This window comes from Asticcacaulis sp., from assembly GCA_024707255.1.
Classification (GTDB): Bacteria; Pseudomonadota; Alphaproteobacteria; order Caulobacterales; family Caulobacteraceae; genus Asticcacaulis.
Window position 1 is genome coordinate 1,307,361 of record JANQAC010000002.1, and the last position, 15,414, is coordinate 1,322,774.

At 59.0% G+C, this 15,414-nt stretch carries 11 protein-coding genes, 1 tRNA gene and 3 pseudogenes; 3 read left to right on the forward strand and 12 right to left on the reverse strand.

What is annotated here, in order from left to right; all coding sequences use genetic code 11:
• Positions 1 to 35 precede the first annotated feature (35 nt).
• On the reverse strand, positions 36 to 749 hold the full coding sequence (locus tag NVV72_17460; GenBank protein MCR6661026.1) for a septal ring lytic transglycosylase RlpA family protein: 714 nt from the start codon (positions 747 to 749) through the stop codon (positions 36 to 38).
• 607 nt (positions 750 to 1,356) lie between these two features.
• Here NVV72_17460 and NVV72_17465 point away from each other — a divergent pair.
• Positions 1,357 to 1,446 (forward strand) — tRNA-Ser (locus NVV72_17465).
• A 223-nt stretch (positions 1,447 to 1,669) separates the two neighbouring features.
• Positions 1,670 to 2,167, forward strand: a complete 498-nt coding sequence (locus tag NVV72_17470) for a superinfection immunity protein (protein MCR6661027.1) — start codon at positions 1,670 to 1,672, stop codon at positions 2,165 to 2,167.
• Between the two features lie 135 nt (positions 2,168 to 2,302).
• Here the strand turns inward: NVV72_17470 and glpX are convergent, their stop codons facing one another.
• From glpX to NVV72_17485, 3 genes are all read right to left on the reverse strand, one after another.
• Complete coding sequence (gene glpX, locus NVV72_17475) at positions 2,303 to 3,313, reverse strand: class II fructose-bisphosphatase (protein ID MCR6661028.1); 1,011 nt, start codon at positions 3,311 to 3,313, stop codon at positions 2,303 to 2,305.
• A gap of 46 nt (positions 3,314 to 3,359) precedes the next feature.
• Positions 3,360 to 3,773, reverse strand: coding sequence for a hypothetical protein (locus NVV72_17480; GenBank protein ID MCR6661029.1), 414 nt, complete (start codon positions 3,771 to 3,773; stop codon positions 3,360 to 3,362).
• A gap of 119 nt (positions 3,774 to 3,892) precedes the next feature.
• Positions 3,893 to 4,228: a hypothetical protein gene (locus NVV72_17485; GenBank protein MCR6661030.1), complete on the reverse strand. Its 336-nt coding sequence runs from the start codon at positions 4,226 to 4,228 to the stop codon at positions 3,893 to 3,895.
• Between NVV72_17485 and phaC the strand changes: the two genes are divergently transcribed.
• Positions 4,209 to 5,951 carry a class I poly(R)-hydroxyalkanoic acid synthase gene (gene phaC, locus NVV72_17490; protein ID MCR6661031.1) on the forward strand — a complete coding sequence of 581 codons (1,743 nt, stop codon included), beginning with the start codon at positions 4,209 to 4,211 and terminating at the stop codon, positions 5,949 to 5,951. The two genes, NVV72_17485 and phaC, sit on opposite strands and share 20 nt — an antisense overlap.
• A gap of 283 nt (positions 5,952 to 6,234) precedes the next feature.
• Here phaC and NVV72_17495 read toward each other — a convergent pair whose 3' ends face one another.
• From NVV72_17495 to NVV72_17530, 8 genes and pseudogenes are all read right to left on the reverse strand, one after another.
• Complete coding sequence (locus tag NVV72_17495; GenBank protein ID MCR6661032.1) at positions 6,235 to 7,902, reverse strand: ribonuclease J; 1,668 nt, start codon at positions 7,900 to 7,902, stop codon at positions 6,235 to 6,237.
• Positions 7,903 to 7,912: 10 nt separating this feature from the next.
• The gene (locus NVV72_17500; GenBank protein ID MCR6661033.1) at positions 7,913 to 8,692 is read right to left on the reverse strand and encodes a type III pantothenate kinase; all 780 of its coding nucleotides are present in this window, start codon (positions 8,690 to 8,692) and stop codon (positions 7,913 to 7,915) included.
• Positions 8,692 to 9,438, reverse strand: coding sequence for a biotin--[acetyl-CoA-carboxylase] ligase (locus NVV72_17505; protein ID MCR6661034.1), 747 nt, complete (start codon positions 9,436 to 9,438; stop codon positions 8,692 to 8,694). Before NVV72_17505 ends, NVV72_17500 begins: the two co-directional genes overlap by 1 nt.
• A 9-nt stretch (positions 9,439 to 9,447) precedes the next feature.
• Positions 9,448 to 10,876 (reverse strand): annotated as a pseudogene (gene nuoN / locus NVV72_17510) (NADH-quinone oxidoreductase subunit NuoN).
• 15 nt (positions 10,877 to 10,891) lie between these two features.
• Positions 10,892 to 12,393: pseudogene (locus tag NVV72_17515) on the reverse strand (NADH-quinone oxidoreductase subunit M).
• Positions 12,394 to 12,411: 18 nt separating this feature from the next.
• Positions 12,412 to 14,470 (reverse strand): annotated as a pseudogene (gene nuoL, locus NVV72_17520) (NADH-quinone oxidoreductase subunit L).
• 20 nt (positions 14,471 to 14,490) lie between these two features.
• Positions 14,491 to 14,799 carry an NADH-quinone oxidoreductase subunit NuoK gene (gene nuoK, locus NVV72_17525; protein MCR6661035.1) on the reverse strand — a complete coding sequence of 103 codons (309 nt, stop codon included), beginning with the start codon at positions 14,797 to 14,799 and terminating at the stop codon, positions 14,491 to 14,493.
• Positions 14,796 to 15,410, reverse strand: a complete 615-nt coding sequence (locus NVV72_17530; GenBank protein MCR6661036.1) for an NADH-quinone oxidoreductase subunit J — start codon at positions 15,408 to 15,410, stop codon at positions 14,796 to 14,798. Before NVV72_17530 ends, nuoK begins: the two co-directional genes overlap by 4 nt.
• Positions 15,411 to 15,414: the final 4 nt, after the last annotated feature.

Below are 15,414 nucleotides of genomic sequence, written 5' to 3' on the forward strand. Positions count from 1 at the left end.
CGCAATTCTCAAGTCCAAAAAGCGGGAAAATGCGTCTAATCGTCGTGAACCAGTATGGCGCCGGTAAAGCCGGCGCTGATGGCTTCCTGGCGGCGTCTTTCGGCCGCCGCTGCGCCTGTGAAGGGGCCAGTATAGACGATATAGAGGCTGTCGCGCGTATTGATGCGGGCATCGGCCAGCCGGTCTTGCGCGCGCTGGGCATTGTCGCGCTGCGAATAGGCCCCGACCTGGACGATATAGCGCTGGTTGTCATCCGCCGTCTGTGCGGGGGCTGCGGCATAGACCGGCGCGGGCCCCAAACGTTCCGCCGGGCCAAGCCAGGTGATCCTGACGCGGGCGGTGCCGGAGGTATAGACGCCGAGCGCCTTGGCGGCCCCGCGCGACAGGTCCATGACGCGCCCCTCGACGAACGGCCCGCGATCATTGACCCGGACGCGGATCGTTTTGCCATTATCGAGATTGGTGACCTCGGCGATGCTCGGCAGCGGAAAGGTTTTGTGGGCGGCGGTGATGGCGTCAGGGGAAAAATATTCGCCATCGGCGGTCGTGGCATTGGGGGATTCGCCGCCGTACCAGGAGGCGATGCCGGTCTCGGTGTGGCCAGTGTCGGGGATACGCGGATAGTAGGTCTTGCCGCGCACGGTATAGGGTTTGAAATTGCCGGAATTATAGGCCGGATCGCGTGCGATCCCTGGCCCCTCGCCGGAGACATTCGGGCGCGTGGTGGCGCAGGCGGCCAATAACATCATGAATACAAGGGGTAAAAGTCTTGTACTTAATGTGCGGAATGAGCTTTCTCGCTCGGACATGGGCCTGATCTCGGCTGGGATGCGACTACAGATACCACTCTGCGCGCAATTTGCGAAATCTTGGTTAAAGCGCATTAGGCATGTCAGCTTAAAGTGAAGCTCCTCAGGCTCTGCGCCGCCTTTCGTCTTGGCGGCACGCGGCGCTCGCCCTCTTCACGTGGGGATGATCTCAATGAAGCCACCGACTGCGCCGTTCCCCGTGCGGACAAGTGGCCGAGGGGTTTAAAGCAGTAGTCTTGACACCGGAGCGTAAGCGAACGGTTCGGCGAAGCCAAAACCGCCGCCGCACCTCTAAGATTTTTTCAACAAAATGGCATCTCAGGACCTGGCACAACTCCGGAAGCCCGTTACAAGCGCCGTTCCCTCGTGCGGACAGGTGGCCGAGTGATTTAGGGCAGTGTCTTGAAACCGAAGCGTAAGCGAACGGTTCGGCGTAGCCAAAACCGCCATCGCCCGAAGGGCGATATCCTGTCAATTTTTCAACAAAATAGCATCTCAGGACTTGGCACATGTTCGGAAGCCCGTTACAAGCGCCGTTCTCTCGTGCGGACAGGTGGCCGAGTGGTTTAAGGCAGCGGTCTTGAAAACCGCCGTAGGTGGAAGCCTACCGTGGGTTCGAATCCCACCTTGTCCGCCATTACTAAAAAAGCCGGCCCTTTGAGGCTGGCTTTTTTAGTAATGCAGGTGGGGACTTGAATCCACGGATTAAAGCGGGTTCGGCGAGCGCCGAAGTTTAATCCTGTTAAAACCACCGGCTCCGCTTTTTTGCGGTCAATCGAACAAAAAAAGCCCTTCTCAGTAAGCATCTTGCGCCTCTCAGCTTGCGATGGTACGTAATTCGAAGATCAATGGAGGGTGGAATGAAACGTAGTTCAGTTGGCTGGATGAGTTTAATCATATCGGCAATATTGGTACCGTCTTTGGCTTTTGCTCAAGCGGCGGGTACTGCTTCAAGCACGGCTTCTTCTGTCGCCGCTACGCCGCCCAATCCTGTTGCGGGCCTTTTCGCAGCGATCATTTTTATGGGTATGTATTTTGCGCCTGGTATTGTCGCAACCTTGCGTAAGCATTCTGCGGTACTAGCGATCTGGGCAGTCAATTTGTTCTTTGGATGGACTATCATAGGATGGATATGGGCGCTTATTTGGGCACTTGGTCATACCTTCAATAAAAGCCAACAAAATATAATTGTGACTCAGGTGAATGCTCCTGTAGAATCCAAGCAGGCAGCTTCACCATTAACGCCTCAACAAGTTTCTGAACAGATCGAAGGTCTAATCGCCTTAAAGGACAAGGGGCATCTTACAGAGGAAGAATTCGGTTTAAGAAAAGCCGAAGTATTGAAGCGAATGGCATAGGCGACACCCAAACCTGCGATCCTATAATCGCCACCCCCATGCCGCGCTGACAACGATTTCGCAGCTATAGTCGTCCCTTAGGATCCCGGGCGCGCTTGCTCGGCGTTCCTGCATTCGTCGCCGTCAACGCAGGAACTACCCCACCACCAGCGGTCGCCGCATCGACAGCTTTCTGACGGTATGCGTCTTCGAGATCATCACCAGGCTTTCGGTGGTCAGGAACACTTCCCCGCGTGCGGTGGTTTCCTTCTGCACGCCGCGCAGTAAGGCCCCATGCGTCACGCCGGTAGCGATAAAGACCGCATCCGAACTGACCAGGTCGTTGAGCATGTATTTGCGGTCGAAATCTGTCAGCCCCAGACGCGCGGCGCGTTCCCGCTCGTCGCCATTGCGGAAGACCAGCCGCCCCTGGAACTGGCCGCCGACACATTTCAGCGCCGCGCAGGCCAGGACGCCTTCCGGCGCGCCGCCCTGCCCCAGATAGATGTCGATGCCGGTTTCCGGTTGAGCGGTATGGATGACGCCAGCGACATCGCCATCAGTGATCAGGTGGACGCGGGCGCCAGCCTTGCGCAAGCTTGTGATGATGCCATCATGGCGCGGCCGATCGAGCACGCAGGCCACGATTTCGGACACGTCGACGCCTTTTGCTTTGGCGAGCGAGCGGACATTTTCTTCCGGCGTCCAGTCGAGATCGACCACACCTTCGGCATAGCCGGGCCCGATGGCCAGCTTGTCCATATATGTATCCGGCGCGTGCAGCAGCCCGCCGCGCGGCGCAAATGCGATGACGGCCAGGGCATTGGCCATGGCCTTGGCAGCCAGGGTGGTGCCTTCCAGCGGATCGAGGGCGATATCGATGGCCGGGCCTTTGCCGGTGCCGACCGTTTCGCCGATATAGAGCATGGGCGCTTCGTCGCGCTCGCCTTCGCCTATGACGATGCGGCCATCCATTTCGATGGAATTGAGCGCGGTGCGCATGGCATCGACGGCGGCCTGATCGGCGGCTTTTTCATCGCCGCGGCCGATATGGGCATAGCAGGCAATGGCGGCCTCTTCGGCGACGCGGACGATATCGAGGCTCAGGTCGAAATCCGTAGCATGGCCACGCCGGGTGTCCTTGGCGAAATCAGCGGTTTCTGGCATTGCGTTTCTTCTGTAAACTGACGGCGGTTTAACGCGCCGTCTTATATTATTTTATGACGGGCGGTGGCGCGGCGCGCTTGCGCAGGTCTTCCGCCAGGGCATTGATCTGAGCCGGCGTAGTGGTCTGGGCTTCGATCGGCGCCGTATGGGCCGGGTCAATGCGGCCACGCGCATCGGCGGCGAAGGTTTCCGGCACGGTGTCATCCCAGACCAGGGCGTCGGTTTCAGTCTTGAGTTGCTGCCGTTTCCCTAGAGTTTCGGTCACGGCCGCCTGAAACTCGGCGGGAGTGGTGATATCGGTGGGCGGCACGGGAAATTCTGACCATTTAGGCATGGAGTTGATGTCGGCCTGGGGCGCCGCCGGTTCGGCGGCCGTCTGCGCGAGCAGGTGAGTCGGGCCCACAAGCAGGGCGAGCGCAGCCAATGGAGCGGACAAACGATGCGCGGATGTGAATTTCAAAGGGATGCTCTCCGCTCTGGCGCCTGCATAACCGCCGATATGGCAAGACAATTTGGGCGTGTCCGAAATCTGGCGCAAAATACCGGCAGGAGCATGGCCAAGACAAGAGAAATATAAATTTAGTTGTCTTGACGTGAGCCTTGCCGCACGGCCAGTCTGTATCCGGATGACTGATTTGGGACGCCGCCTATGACCAAGACACCGCGCAAAACCGCTGCCTCTGCTCCTTCGCCAGAAAAGCCGGCAGCAAAGGCCAGCGCCAAAACGATCTCGGCCGCCAAAAAGCCGGTGGCGCCCAAGGTAAAGGCCGCCACCAAACCGAAATCCAAACCGAAACCGGCACCAAAACCAGCGCCTGTCAGAACGCCCGATCCCGCTCCTAAGCCTGCGAAAACGTCGTCGACGCCGGCCTTCGATTCGGAAACGCTGCGGAAGATGGAGGAACTTTCGGTCAATATCGCCAAGGCGGCAATGACCGCCCAGAGCGCCCTGGCCAAGACGGTGTTTGCCCAGCCGGAAGCCGGCGGCGCCCCGGCCGATCCCTTTCAGGTCGGGCCGGCCATGACCGAGGTGATGGGGGCTCTCGCCGCCAAGCCCGACAAGCTGGTGGAGGCACAAAGCGAGCTTCTGACCGGCTATATGGAACTGTGGGGCAAGATGACGCGCCGCACGCTCGGCACGGAAGCGGCGCCCGGAAAGCCTGCAGACAAGCGATTCGCTGATCCGCACTGGCAGGAGCACGTCATGTTCGACATGATGAAGCAGTCCTACCTGTTGTCATCGAACTGGATCAACAAGCTGATCTCAAGCGCCGAGGGTGTCGACCCTATGGTCAAGCGCCGGGCGGAATTTTTCACCAAGCTGCTGACCGATGCCATGTCGCCGGCCAACTTCCTGCTCTCCAACCCTGCGGCGCTTAAAACCCTGGTCGAAACCAGCGGTGAAAGCCTAGTCAAGGGCATGGAGCGTTTTGCCGAGGATATGGCGCGCGGCGATGGCAAGCTGAAGATCAGCCAGGCGGATACGGACAGCTTCGTGGTGGGGCGCAATGTGGCGACCACGCCGGGCAAGGTGATCTATCGCGGCAAATATTTCGAACTGCTGCAATACAGCCCGACCACCGAACAGGTGCGCGAAATCCCCCTGCTGATCTTCCCGCCGTGGATCAACAAGTTCTATATCCTTGATCTCCAGAGCAAGAATTCACTCATCAAGTGGCTGGTGGACCAGGGCTTTTCTGTCTTTCTGGTTGCGTGGGTCAATCCCGACGCCTCGATGAAGGATACCACCTTCGAGGACTATATGTTCGGCGGCATCTATGAAGCCGTGAAGCAGGTCATCGAACAGACCGGCGCGCCGTCGGTCAATGCGGTTGGTTACTGCATCGGCGGCACCCTGCTTGGCTGTGCCCTGGCCCATATGGCCGCCACGGGCGACAAGACGATTTCCGCCGCCACCTTCTTCACCGCCCAGCATGATTTTTCGGAAGCCGGAGACCTCCTGCTGTTTACAAGCGAAAGCTGGTTGAAGGAACTGGAGCGCCAGATGGATGCGGCCGGCGGGGTGCTGTCCGGCTCGGCCATGGCCGATACCTTCAATTCCCTGCGCGCCAATGATCTGATCTGGTCGTTCTTCGTCAATAACTACTTGCTAGGCAAAGAACTGACGCCGTTCGACCTCCTGTGCTGGAACGCTGATCAGACGCGGATGCCCAAGGCGCTGCACATGTTTTACTTGCGCAAGTTCTACGGCGAGAATGCCCTGACCAATGGCAAACTGACCCTGGCCGGCGTCGATATCGACCTGAAAAAGGTGACCATCCCCATATATGAGCAGGCCGGCCGTGAAGACCATATCGCGCCGCCGGGTTCGGTCTATAAGGGCTCGAAACTGTTCGGGGGACCGGTCACCTTCATGCTGGCCGGCTCTGGCCATATCGCCGGCGTGGTCAATCACCCGGATGCCAAGAAATACATGCACTGGCTGAATGACGCCCATCCGGATACGCTTGAGGACTGGATTGAGGGCGCGGTGGAGCACGCCGGTTCCTGGTGGCCGCACTGGGCTGGCTGGCTGAATGAACGCTCCGGCAAGATGGTTGAAGCCCGTGATCCGGCCAAAGGCAGACTCAAGCCATTGATGGACGCGCCGGGCAGTTATGTTCTGGTCAAGTCATGATTTTTCGCCTGCGGCGTTAAATGGTAAGGGTATACACCATTATGGTGTATGCCACATAAAACGACTTGATTTTTGATTCAAGGAATCAATATTGATTTTGGCACGATGATCACAATTTTACAAATAATTCAGTAGTTAATGAAAGTACTTGAAGGTTTCAGCTTAATTGCATTGCTGCCGGATTTTCAATTATCAATATTGATTTCGTCATTTTACTTCCGGGAAATGAAAAAGCCGCTCACCAAACGGGCGAGCGGCTGAAAATCCCTGTCTGAGCGAAAACTCAGGTCCGCAGGATAATGGTTTCGACGATCGGGCGCCGGCCCCAGATGGCCTGGGCTGCCTTCTTGACGATCCGCGCCACGACAATCTCGACACCTTCGTCCTCATCGCGCGCCTCGACCGGCATGGCCTTGATCGCCTTCTCGACGCTCTGGCAAATGGCTTCCAATTGGTCCGAGATAATGTCGTCATCCTCGTAGGCCAGGCCAAGCCCCCTCACCTCGACGATCGACGACAGGCGGTTCTTGCTGTCGAGCGCGAAGGCGACAAACATCATGCCATTATGAGCGGCATGGCGGCGTTCGCGCAGAGCGTCGGAGGCTTCCGGCACCAGGTGCCCGCCATCAACGAACAGGCGGCCCGACGGTACTTCGTCGACGATCTCAGCCAGTCCCGGCGCCAGGCGTACCATCTCGCCATTGTGCGGCGTGATCTGCTCATCCACACCGCATTCCGCAGCCAGGGCAGCGTGTTTCAGGAGGTGGCGACGCTCGCCGTGGGTCGGCACAGCGATTTGCGGACGCGCCAGGGTGTACATTTCCTTGAGTTCATCGCGGCACGGGTGACCGGAAACGTGAATGCCGGGATGATCGCGTTCGGTATGGATCTCGACGCCGAGGTCTGACAGGCGGTTTTGCAGGCTGCGGATCGAAATTTCATTGCCCGGAATGACGCGCGAGGAGAAGACGCAGGCGTCGCCGTCCTTGAGCTTGACCAGCGGGTGATTGCCGTCGGCGATACGCGACAGGGCCGCGCGCGGTTCACCCTGCGAACCCGTGCAGAGATAAAGCACCTCATTGGCCTTCAGATGCTGCGCCTCGCCTTCGGTCACCGGCTCAGGGATGCCGGCCAGGAGCCCCACATGGCGGGCCGCGGCGGTAATGCGGTGCATCGAGCGGCCAACCAGACAGACCTTGCGCCCCGCTTCCATGGCGGCGCGCATAACCGAATCGACGCGCGCCACATTCGAGGCGAAACAGGCGACGGCGACGCGCTTCTTCAGGCTTTTGATGACGCGGGTCAGTTCGACACGGACATCGTCTTCCGAGCCAGCGCGGCCCTCTACGAACACATTGGTCGAATCACAGACCATGGCCAGCAGGCCCTCGTCTCCCAGCTTGCGGATGGCGGGAATATCGGTGGCGGCGCCGGTGATGGGGGATTCGTCGAACTTCCAGTCGCCGGTATGGAAAACCGTGCCCAGTTCGGTGCGGATCGCCAGGCCGTTCGGTTCGGCGATGGAATGGGTAAGCGTAATATAATCAATATCAAACGGCCCCAACTTGACGTTTCCGTTCAGCGGCACTTCGGTCAGGTCGCAGTCATCGACGCCGGCTTCACGCAGCTTTTCGCGCACCAGATAGGCGGTGAAAGGCGTGGCGAATACCGGCGCCTTGATCTTGTCCCATAGCCAGCCTAATGCGCCAATATGGTCTTCGTGGGCATGGGTCAGCACGATGCCGAGGATGGTCTCACCGACCAGGAATTCCGGATCGGGCACGATCACCTCAATACCCGGCGTTGTCAGGTCACCGAAGGTGACCCCGACATCGACAATGATCCACTGGCGGTTATCGGCCGGCCCAAATCCGTACAGGTTCAGGTTCATGCCGATTTCGTTCGAACCGCCCAGCGGCAGGAACACCAGTTCGTTTTGCTTCTTTTTCATTTACAGCCAATCAGGATGCGGCGCGTGCCAGCGTCCGCTTATAGATTTCGAGCAGCCCGCGCAGGGTCAGGTCGTGGTCGAAATGGTCGATGCTGTCTGTAGCACCTTCAAACAGAGAAGCCACCCCACCAGTGGCTATAACCGCCATCTTTTGCCCATATTCGGCCTGGATGGACGCGATCATGTATTCGATCAGGCCGATATAACCCCAGAAAATGCCGGACTGCATGGCGCTGACCGTATCCTTGCCGATCCTTTTGGCCGGTTTCTCGATAGCGATGCGGGGTAATTTGGCAGCCGCCTGGTGCAGCGCCTGGAGAGAGAGGTTGATGCCGGGCGCTATGGCGCCGCCTTCATAGCCCCCATCCGATGCCACCACGTCGAAGGTCGTCGCCGTCCCGGAATCGATGATGATCAGTGGGCCGTCATAGGCGATATGGCCGCCGACGGCATTCACCAGACGATCGGCGCCGGCTTCGCGCGGCTTGTCAATGCGGATATCGATGTTGAGGTGCGTATTCTCGCCAATCACATAGGGCTGGCGGTTGAAATACCGATGGGCCAGCTTGCGCAGGTTGAAAAGCGATTGCGGCACGACCGAGGAAATGATGCAGTCATCAATCGATTTGAAATCCAGCCCCTGCATCTGCATCAACTGGTAGAGCCAGGCGGCATATTCATCCGCGGTCCGGGTGCTTTCCGTAGCCACGCGCCATTGGGCGATCCAGCCCGTGCCATTATGAATGGCGAACAGGGTGTTGGTATTGCCTTGTTCGATGGCCAGAAGCATTAAACCACATCTCCATAGGTGATGTCGCCACCGGTCACCATATGGACCTGGCCATCCGCTGCCTCAATCTGCAGGCCGCCGAAATCGTCCAGTCCAATGATACGGCCGGAGAGCGATACGCCGTCCTGCGTGACACTGACAAGACGATCCCGGCCATAGGCGCGCTTCAGCCAGGCTTTGGCGATATCGCTGAAATCCTTGCTGCGCCACAGGTCAAGCACGCCATCAAGATGGCCGTTGAGCTTGTGCAGCAGCGCCACGGCGTCAAGGTTTTTGGCTTCGGGGCTGATTTCTTTCAGGGCCACCGTCAGGTAGCCTTCCAGGATCGGCGCCACCCGCAGGTTCATGCCGATACCGATGACAACGCCGAGATGATCCGGCTTATCCGTGGCTTCGGTTTGCACCAGTATGCCGCACAGCTTGCGGCCGCGATGCAGGATATCGTTGGGCCACTTGATCCGCATGGCCTGATCCGTATCCGGGATGATTGGCCGCAGCATTTCATAAACCGCCAGTGCAGTCACGAAGGACAGTTGCGGCACGCGGCGCACATCGATTTCCATGACTTCCCAGCGGGAGGCCATGAAGTTGCCCTTGGTGCCAACCCAGCTCTTGCCGTGACGGCCGATCCCCTTGGTCTGCTCCTTTGCCAGTATCCAGCCGGGGCCGGATCGCCCGGCCCGCAGACGGGCCAGGCTCAGTTCCTGAGTAGAGGGCAGTGAATCGAAGATCTCGAAATCAGCCAACGATTCAGCCTAACTGCCGAAGCCCTGCGCCGCCGACTGGGCCAACGGATAGACGTAAATCAGGAAAACGATCACGACCGGGAAGGAGAAGGCTGCCGCCGCATAAGCAATCCACCGGGTTTCCAGGGGGGACTTGTCCATATCGCCGGCCGGTGCATCGAACCACATCAGCTTGAGGATACGCAGATAGTAGAAGGCGGCCACAACCGAAGCAACGAGACCCGCCGCTGCGAATTGCCAGAGGCCCGCCGTGATGGCGGCGCCGAAAACAAAGTACTTCGCCCAGAACCCGCTGAACGGCGGCATTCCCAGAACCGACAGACACAGGATCGTCAAGACGATGGTCATCGGCATGTTGGTTTTCGAGAGGCCCGCCAGGCTGTCGATACGGGTCACCGGCTCGCCCTTGCGGCTAAGCGCCATTTGGACGGTGAACAGGCCCAGGGTATCAACCATGTAGAGGACAAAGAAGATCAACAGGGCCGGAATCCCGACCGCGCCGGCGGCGATGGCCAGAAGGGCATAGCCCATATTGGCGATCGACGAATAGGCCAGCAGTCGCTTGATGTCCTTCTGCATCAGGCCGCCCAGAGCGCCGATGACGAAGGACAGCACGGCCGAGGACCAGCACAACCTGGCGCCATTGGTCCGCCTGCGCCGCGAAGCCGGTTTGCAAGACGCGGGCGAACAGCACCATGGCGGCGAATTTCGGCGCTCCGGCGAAGAAGGCTACGATCGGGGTCGGGGCGCCTTCATAGACGTCCGGCGTCCACATATGGAAGGGCGCGGCGGACACCTTGAAGGCCAGGCCGCAGATCACGAATACCAGGCCGAAAATCAGGCCGACATTGAGATTGGTCGTGGCCGATTGCGCGATGTCATGAAAGTTCATCGAGCCGGCGAAACCATAGACCAGCGAAGCGCCGTAAAGCAGCAGGCCGGACGACAGAGCGCCCAGGACGAAATACTTCAGACCGGCTTCCGACGATTTGGCGTCATCACGACGGAAGGCCGCCAGCACGTACAGCGCCAGGGATTGCAGTTCGAGACCAACATAGAGCGAGATCAGATCACCGGCAGAGACCATAAGGCTCATGCCCAGCGCTGCCAGCAGGATCAGGATCGGCAACTCGAAGCGGCCGGCACCTACACGGTCGAAATAGCCCTGCCCCAGCACAATGATGAAGACGGCGGCGATATAGATAGCCACCTTGGCGAAGAGCGCCACGCCATCGACGATGAAGGAGCCGCCGAATGCCGCCCCCTGATGCCCGAAGGCGGCGGCGAAGGCGGCGGCAATCAGGGCCACGCCGCACAGGGCGCTGACCGAGATCATGCCCTTGTCACCGCGGAAGGCACCAAAGACCAGGATCAGCAGGGAACTGACCGCGAGGATCGTTTCCGGAAGTCCCAGGTGAAGAGCGAGATTGAAATCCATAATGTGTCTCGTCCTTTATCCGCCAATGACCGTCTGATAGGTCGCAACGACCGCATCTACACTGGCAGTGGTAATGTCAAAAACGAAGGCCGGATAGACGCCCAGCGCAATCGTGCCCAGGATCAGCGGCGTGAAGATGATAATCTCGCGCACCGACAGGTCCGGGTATTTCTTGAGTTCGGCATTATGCACTTCCCCGAACATCACGCGCTTGTATAGCGTCAGTGCGTAGACGGCCGAGAAGATCACGCCAGTGGTCGCCACGAAGGCCACCCAAGTGCCCCATTTGTAGGCGCCGGTCATGGTGGTGATTTCGCCGATGAAGCCGGAGGTGCCGGGCAGACCGACATTGGCCATGGTGAACAGCAGGAACACAAAGGCGTAGTGCGGCATCAGCTTGGTCAGGCCACCATAGAAGGCGATTTCACGCGTATGCCAGCGGTCATAGACGACGCCGACGCAGAGGAAGAGCGCGCCGGAAATGACGCCGTGGCTGATCATCTGGTAGACCGCGCCCTGCACACCCAGGGCGTTGCCGGCAAAGATGCCCATGGTCACGAAACCCATGTGGGCGACCGAAGAATAGGCGATCAGCTTCTTGATGTCGGTCTGGCGGAAGGCAATCAGCGAGGTCACGACAATGGCGATGACCGACAGGACCATGACCAGGGGCGCGAACATTTCGGACGCATAGGGGAACATCGGCAGGTTGAAGCGGATAAAACCGTAGCCGCCGAGCTTCAGCAGGATACCGGCCAGCATGACCGAACCGGCAGTCGGCGCCTGAACGTGGGCGTCGGGCAGCCAGGTGTGGACCGGCCACATCGGCATCTTGACGGCGAACGAGGCAAAGAAGGCGAACCACAGGAAGGGCTGAACCTCACGGGCGAACGCGAAGTGCGACAGGGCCGGGATATCGGCGGTGCCGGCGGCACTGACCATATAAAGCATGGCAGCCAGCATCAGGACGGAGCCCAGCAGGGTATAGAGGAAGAACTTGTAGGAGGCGTAGATCCGGTCCTTGCCGCCCCATATGCCGATGATCAGGAACATCGGCACCAGGCCACCTTCAAAGAAGATGTAGAAGAGGAACAGGTCGAGCGAGGTGAAGACGCCGATGACCAGTGTTTCGAGCAGCAGGAAGGCAATCATGTATTCCGTGATGCGTTCCTTGATCGACTCCACGACGCCAGGATACATAGCGGCATCAGGAAGGCCGTCAGGAGCACAAACAGGATCGAAATGCCATCAACGCCCATATGGTAGGAAATCGGCCCAAACCATTGATAATGCTCTTCAAACTGATAGCCAGAGGTGGCGCGGTTGAAACCCGCGACCATCACGACGGACAGGACGAGCGTAATCAGCGTGGTCCACAGGCTGATCCATTTGGCGTTCTTGGCGATGACAGCCTCGTCGTCCTTTCGCGCCATGGCGCGCAGAATCATGATCACCACGGCCCCGAACAGGGGGAAGAAAGTGGTGAGGCTGAGCAGGTTGGGGATAGCGGGTATCATTTTAAAATCCATCTCCCCTTAGTGGACCAGCCAGAAGACATAGGTCAGCAGCCCCACGACGCCGAGGAACATAGCGAACGCGTAGTGATAGACATAACCGGTCTGGGTCTTGACCAGATTCTTGGCCGACTTCAATGCCGTCCAGGCGGCGCCGTTCGGCCCCAGATTATCGATGATCTTGATATCGAGCACCTTCCAGAAGAAATCGCCCAGAATCCGGGTCAGCCCGACGAAGGTGGCCTGATAGATCTCATCGAAATACCACTTGTGGTACAGGAAGTTATAGACCGGGCCATCCTTGGCGGCCATCTGCTTCGGCAGGTTCGGCCGGGCAATATAGTAGTACCAGGCCAGAAGCATACCGAGCAGGGTTACGGCCAGCGGCGCCAGCTTGACCCACATCTCTTCGATCTCGTGGGCTTCGTGCATGATATGGTTGGTCGGGCCGGTGAAGATGGCGTGACCCCAGAATTCATGCGCGTGCTCGCCAATGAAATAAGGCGCGAAGGCAACACCGGCAAAGACCGCACCGACGGCCAGGAGGCAGATCGGCACTAGCATGACCCACGGGCTTTCGTGCGGCTTATGATCGTGACCATGTCCGTGATGATCATCGTGACCGTGGTCATCGTGAGCCGGCTCGGACGCATCATGACCATCGATCACTTCATGATGGTGATCATCGTGCGTATGTTCCCAGTGCTTCTTGCCATGGAAGGTCATGGCGATCAGGCGCCACGAATAGAAGGAGGTCAGGAGCGCAGCGGCGATGCCCATGCAGAAGGCGAACATGCCCTGCGGCGTGTTGTGCGCGGCCCAGGCAGATCCGATGATGGCATCCTTCGAGAAGAAGCCGGCGAAACCGAACTGGGTTTCCGGAATACCAAGACCGGTGATGGCGATGGTGCCGATGGTCATGACGCCATAGGTGATCGGCAGATATTTCCACAGGCCGCCCATCTTGCGCATGTCCTGCTCGTGGTGCATCCCGTGGATCACCGAACCGGCGCCCAGGAACAACAGGGCCTTGAAGAAGGCGTGCGTGAACAGGTGGAACATTGCGGCCTGATAGGCCCCTACCCCCGCCGCGAAGAACATGTAGCCGAGCTGCGAACAGGTCGAATAGGCGATGACGCGCTTGATGTCGTTCTGTGTGAAGCCAATCGAAGCCGCGAAGATGGCCGTGATGGCGCCGATATAGGCGACGATCATCTTGGCGACCGGGGCATATTCGAACAATGGGGACAGCAGGCAGACCATATAGACGCCGGCCGTGACCATCGTGGCGGCGTGGATCAGGGCCGAAACCGGCGTCGGGCCTTCCATGGCGTCCGGCAGCCAGGTGTGCAGGAAAAACTGCGCCGATTTACCCATGGCGCCGATGAACAGCAGGAAGGCGGCGAGATCGAGCGCCGAGAACGACTGGCCGAGGAATTCCCGAGGTCTGGCCCTGGTGGGCCGCGATCATCGGGAACAGTTCGTGGAAGTTGATCGTGCCGAACTGCCAGTAGACCGTCATGATGCCGAGCGCGAAACCGAAGTCACCGACGCGGTTGACGACGAACGCCTTGATGGCGGCGCTTGAGGCGCTGTCCTTCTGGAACCAGAAGCCGATCAGCAGGTAGGAGGCCAGACCGACCCCTTCCCAACCGAAGAACAACTGCATGAAGTCGGCGGCAGTCACCAGCATCAGCATGGCGAAGGTGAACAGAGACAGATAGGCGAAGAAGCGCGGACGCGACGGGTCTTCGCTCATATAACCCCAGCTATAGAGGTGGACCAGCGACGACACTGAGGTCACCACGATCAGCATGGTCGACGACAGGGCGTCAATGCGGATCGACCAGGCCGAATGGAAGGTGCCGATATTGATGAACGGCAGGACAGAGACCGTAAAGTCCTCCATCCCGCCCCAGGTATGCTGGATGAAAGTGAACCAGCTCAACGCGCAGGCGACAAAGAGCAAACCGGTCGTGATGGCCTGCGACGGGATATTGCCGAGCCAGCGGCCGAAGCCACCGACAATGGCCGCGCCGACGATGGGCGCGAATACCGCGAGTGTCACCACTGTGGACATATCGGAAAGCATGATGCTGCTTATCCTTTCATCATGCTGGCGTCATCGACGGCGATATCGCCGCGATTACGGAAGAAAGTAACGAGGATGGCGAGGCCGACGGCGGCTTCGGCCGCGGCGACGGTCAGGACGAACATGGCCATGATCTGTCCCTGCACATTATGCAGGTAGGACGAGAAGGCCACGAAATTGATGTTGGTCGACAGCAGGATCAGTTCGAGCGACATCAGGATGATGATGATGTTGCGTCGATTGAGGAAAATCCCCAGCACGCCGATGGTGAACAGGATAGCCGAAACCGTGAGATAGTGGACGAGATCTATAGTCATTCCGAAATACCTTCTCCGGTTTTGACAGGCACGATTTCGACCGCATCCTTGCGGCGGCGCGTGACCTGGCTGAAAATATCCTGGCGCTTGACGTTCGGGCGGGTACGCAGGGTCAGCACGATGGCGCCGACCATGGCGACCAGAAGTACGAAACCGGCGGCCTCGAACAGATAGATGTAGGTCGAATAGAGCGCGTGACCTATCAGCTTGATGTTCGGCTCGGCCGCAGTCGCCACCAGTGGCTGATTGCCGGCGGCGGCGCCCTTGGTCGCCACGGCGATGCTGATGGCGACGAGTTCGCCCATCAGCACGAGCCCGACCACAAGCCCGATCGGCAGGTAGTTGGCAAATCCCTGGCGCAGTTTCACGAAGTCGACATCAAGCATCATGACGACAAACAGGAACAGAACCGCCACGGCGCCGACATAGACGACGACCAGCAGCATGGCGAGGAATTCAGCGCCCAGCAGGATGAACAGGCCGGCCGCCGAGAAGAAGGCCAGGATGAGGTACAGCACGCTGTGTACCGGGTTCTTGGCGGTGATGACCATCAGGCCGGAAGCCAGGGTCACCAAGGCCAGAAGATAAAAGGCGATAGCGATTACAGTCATGTCT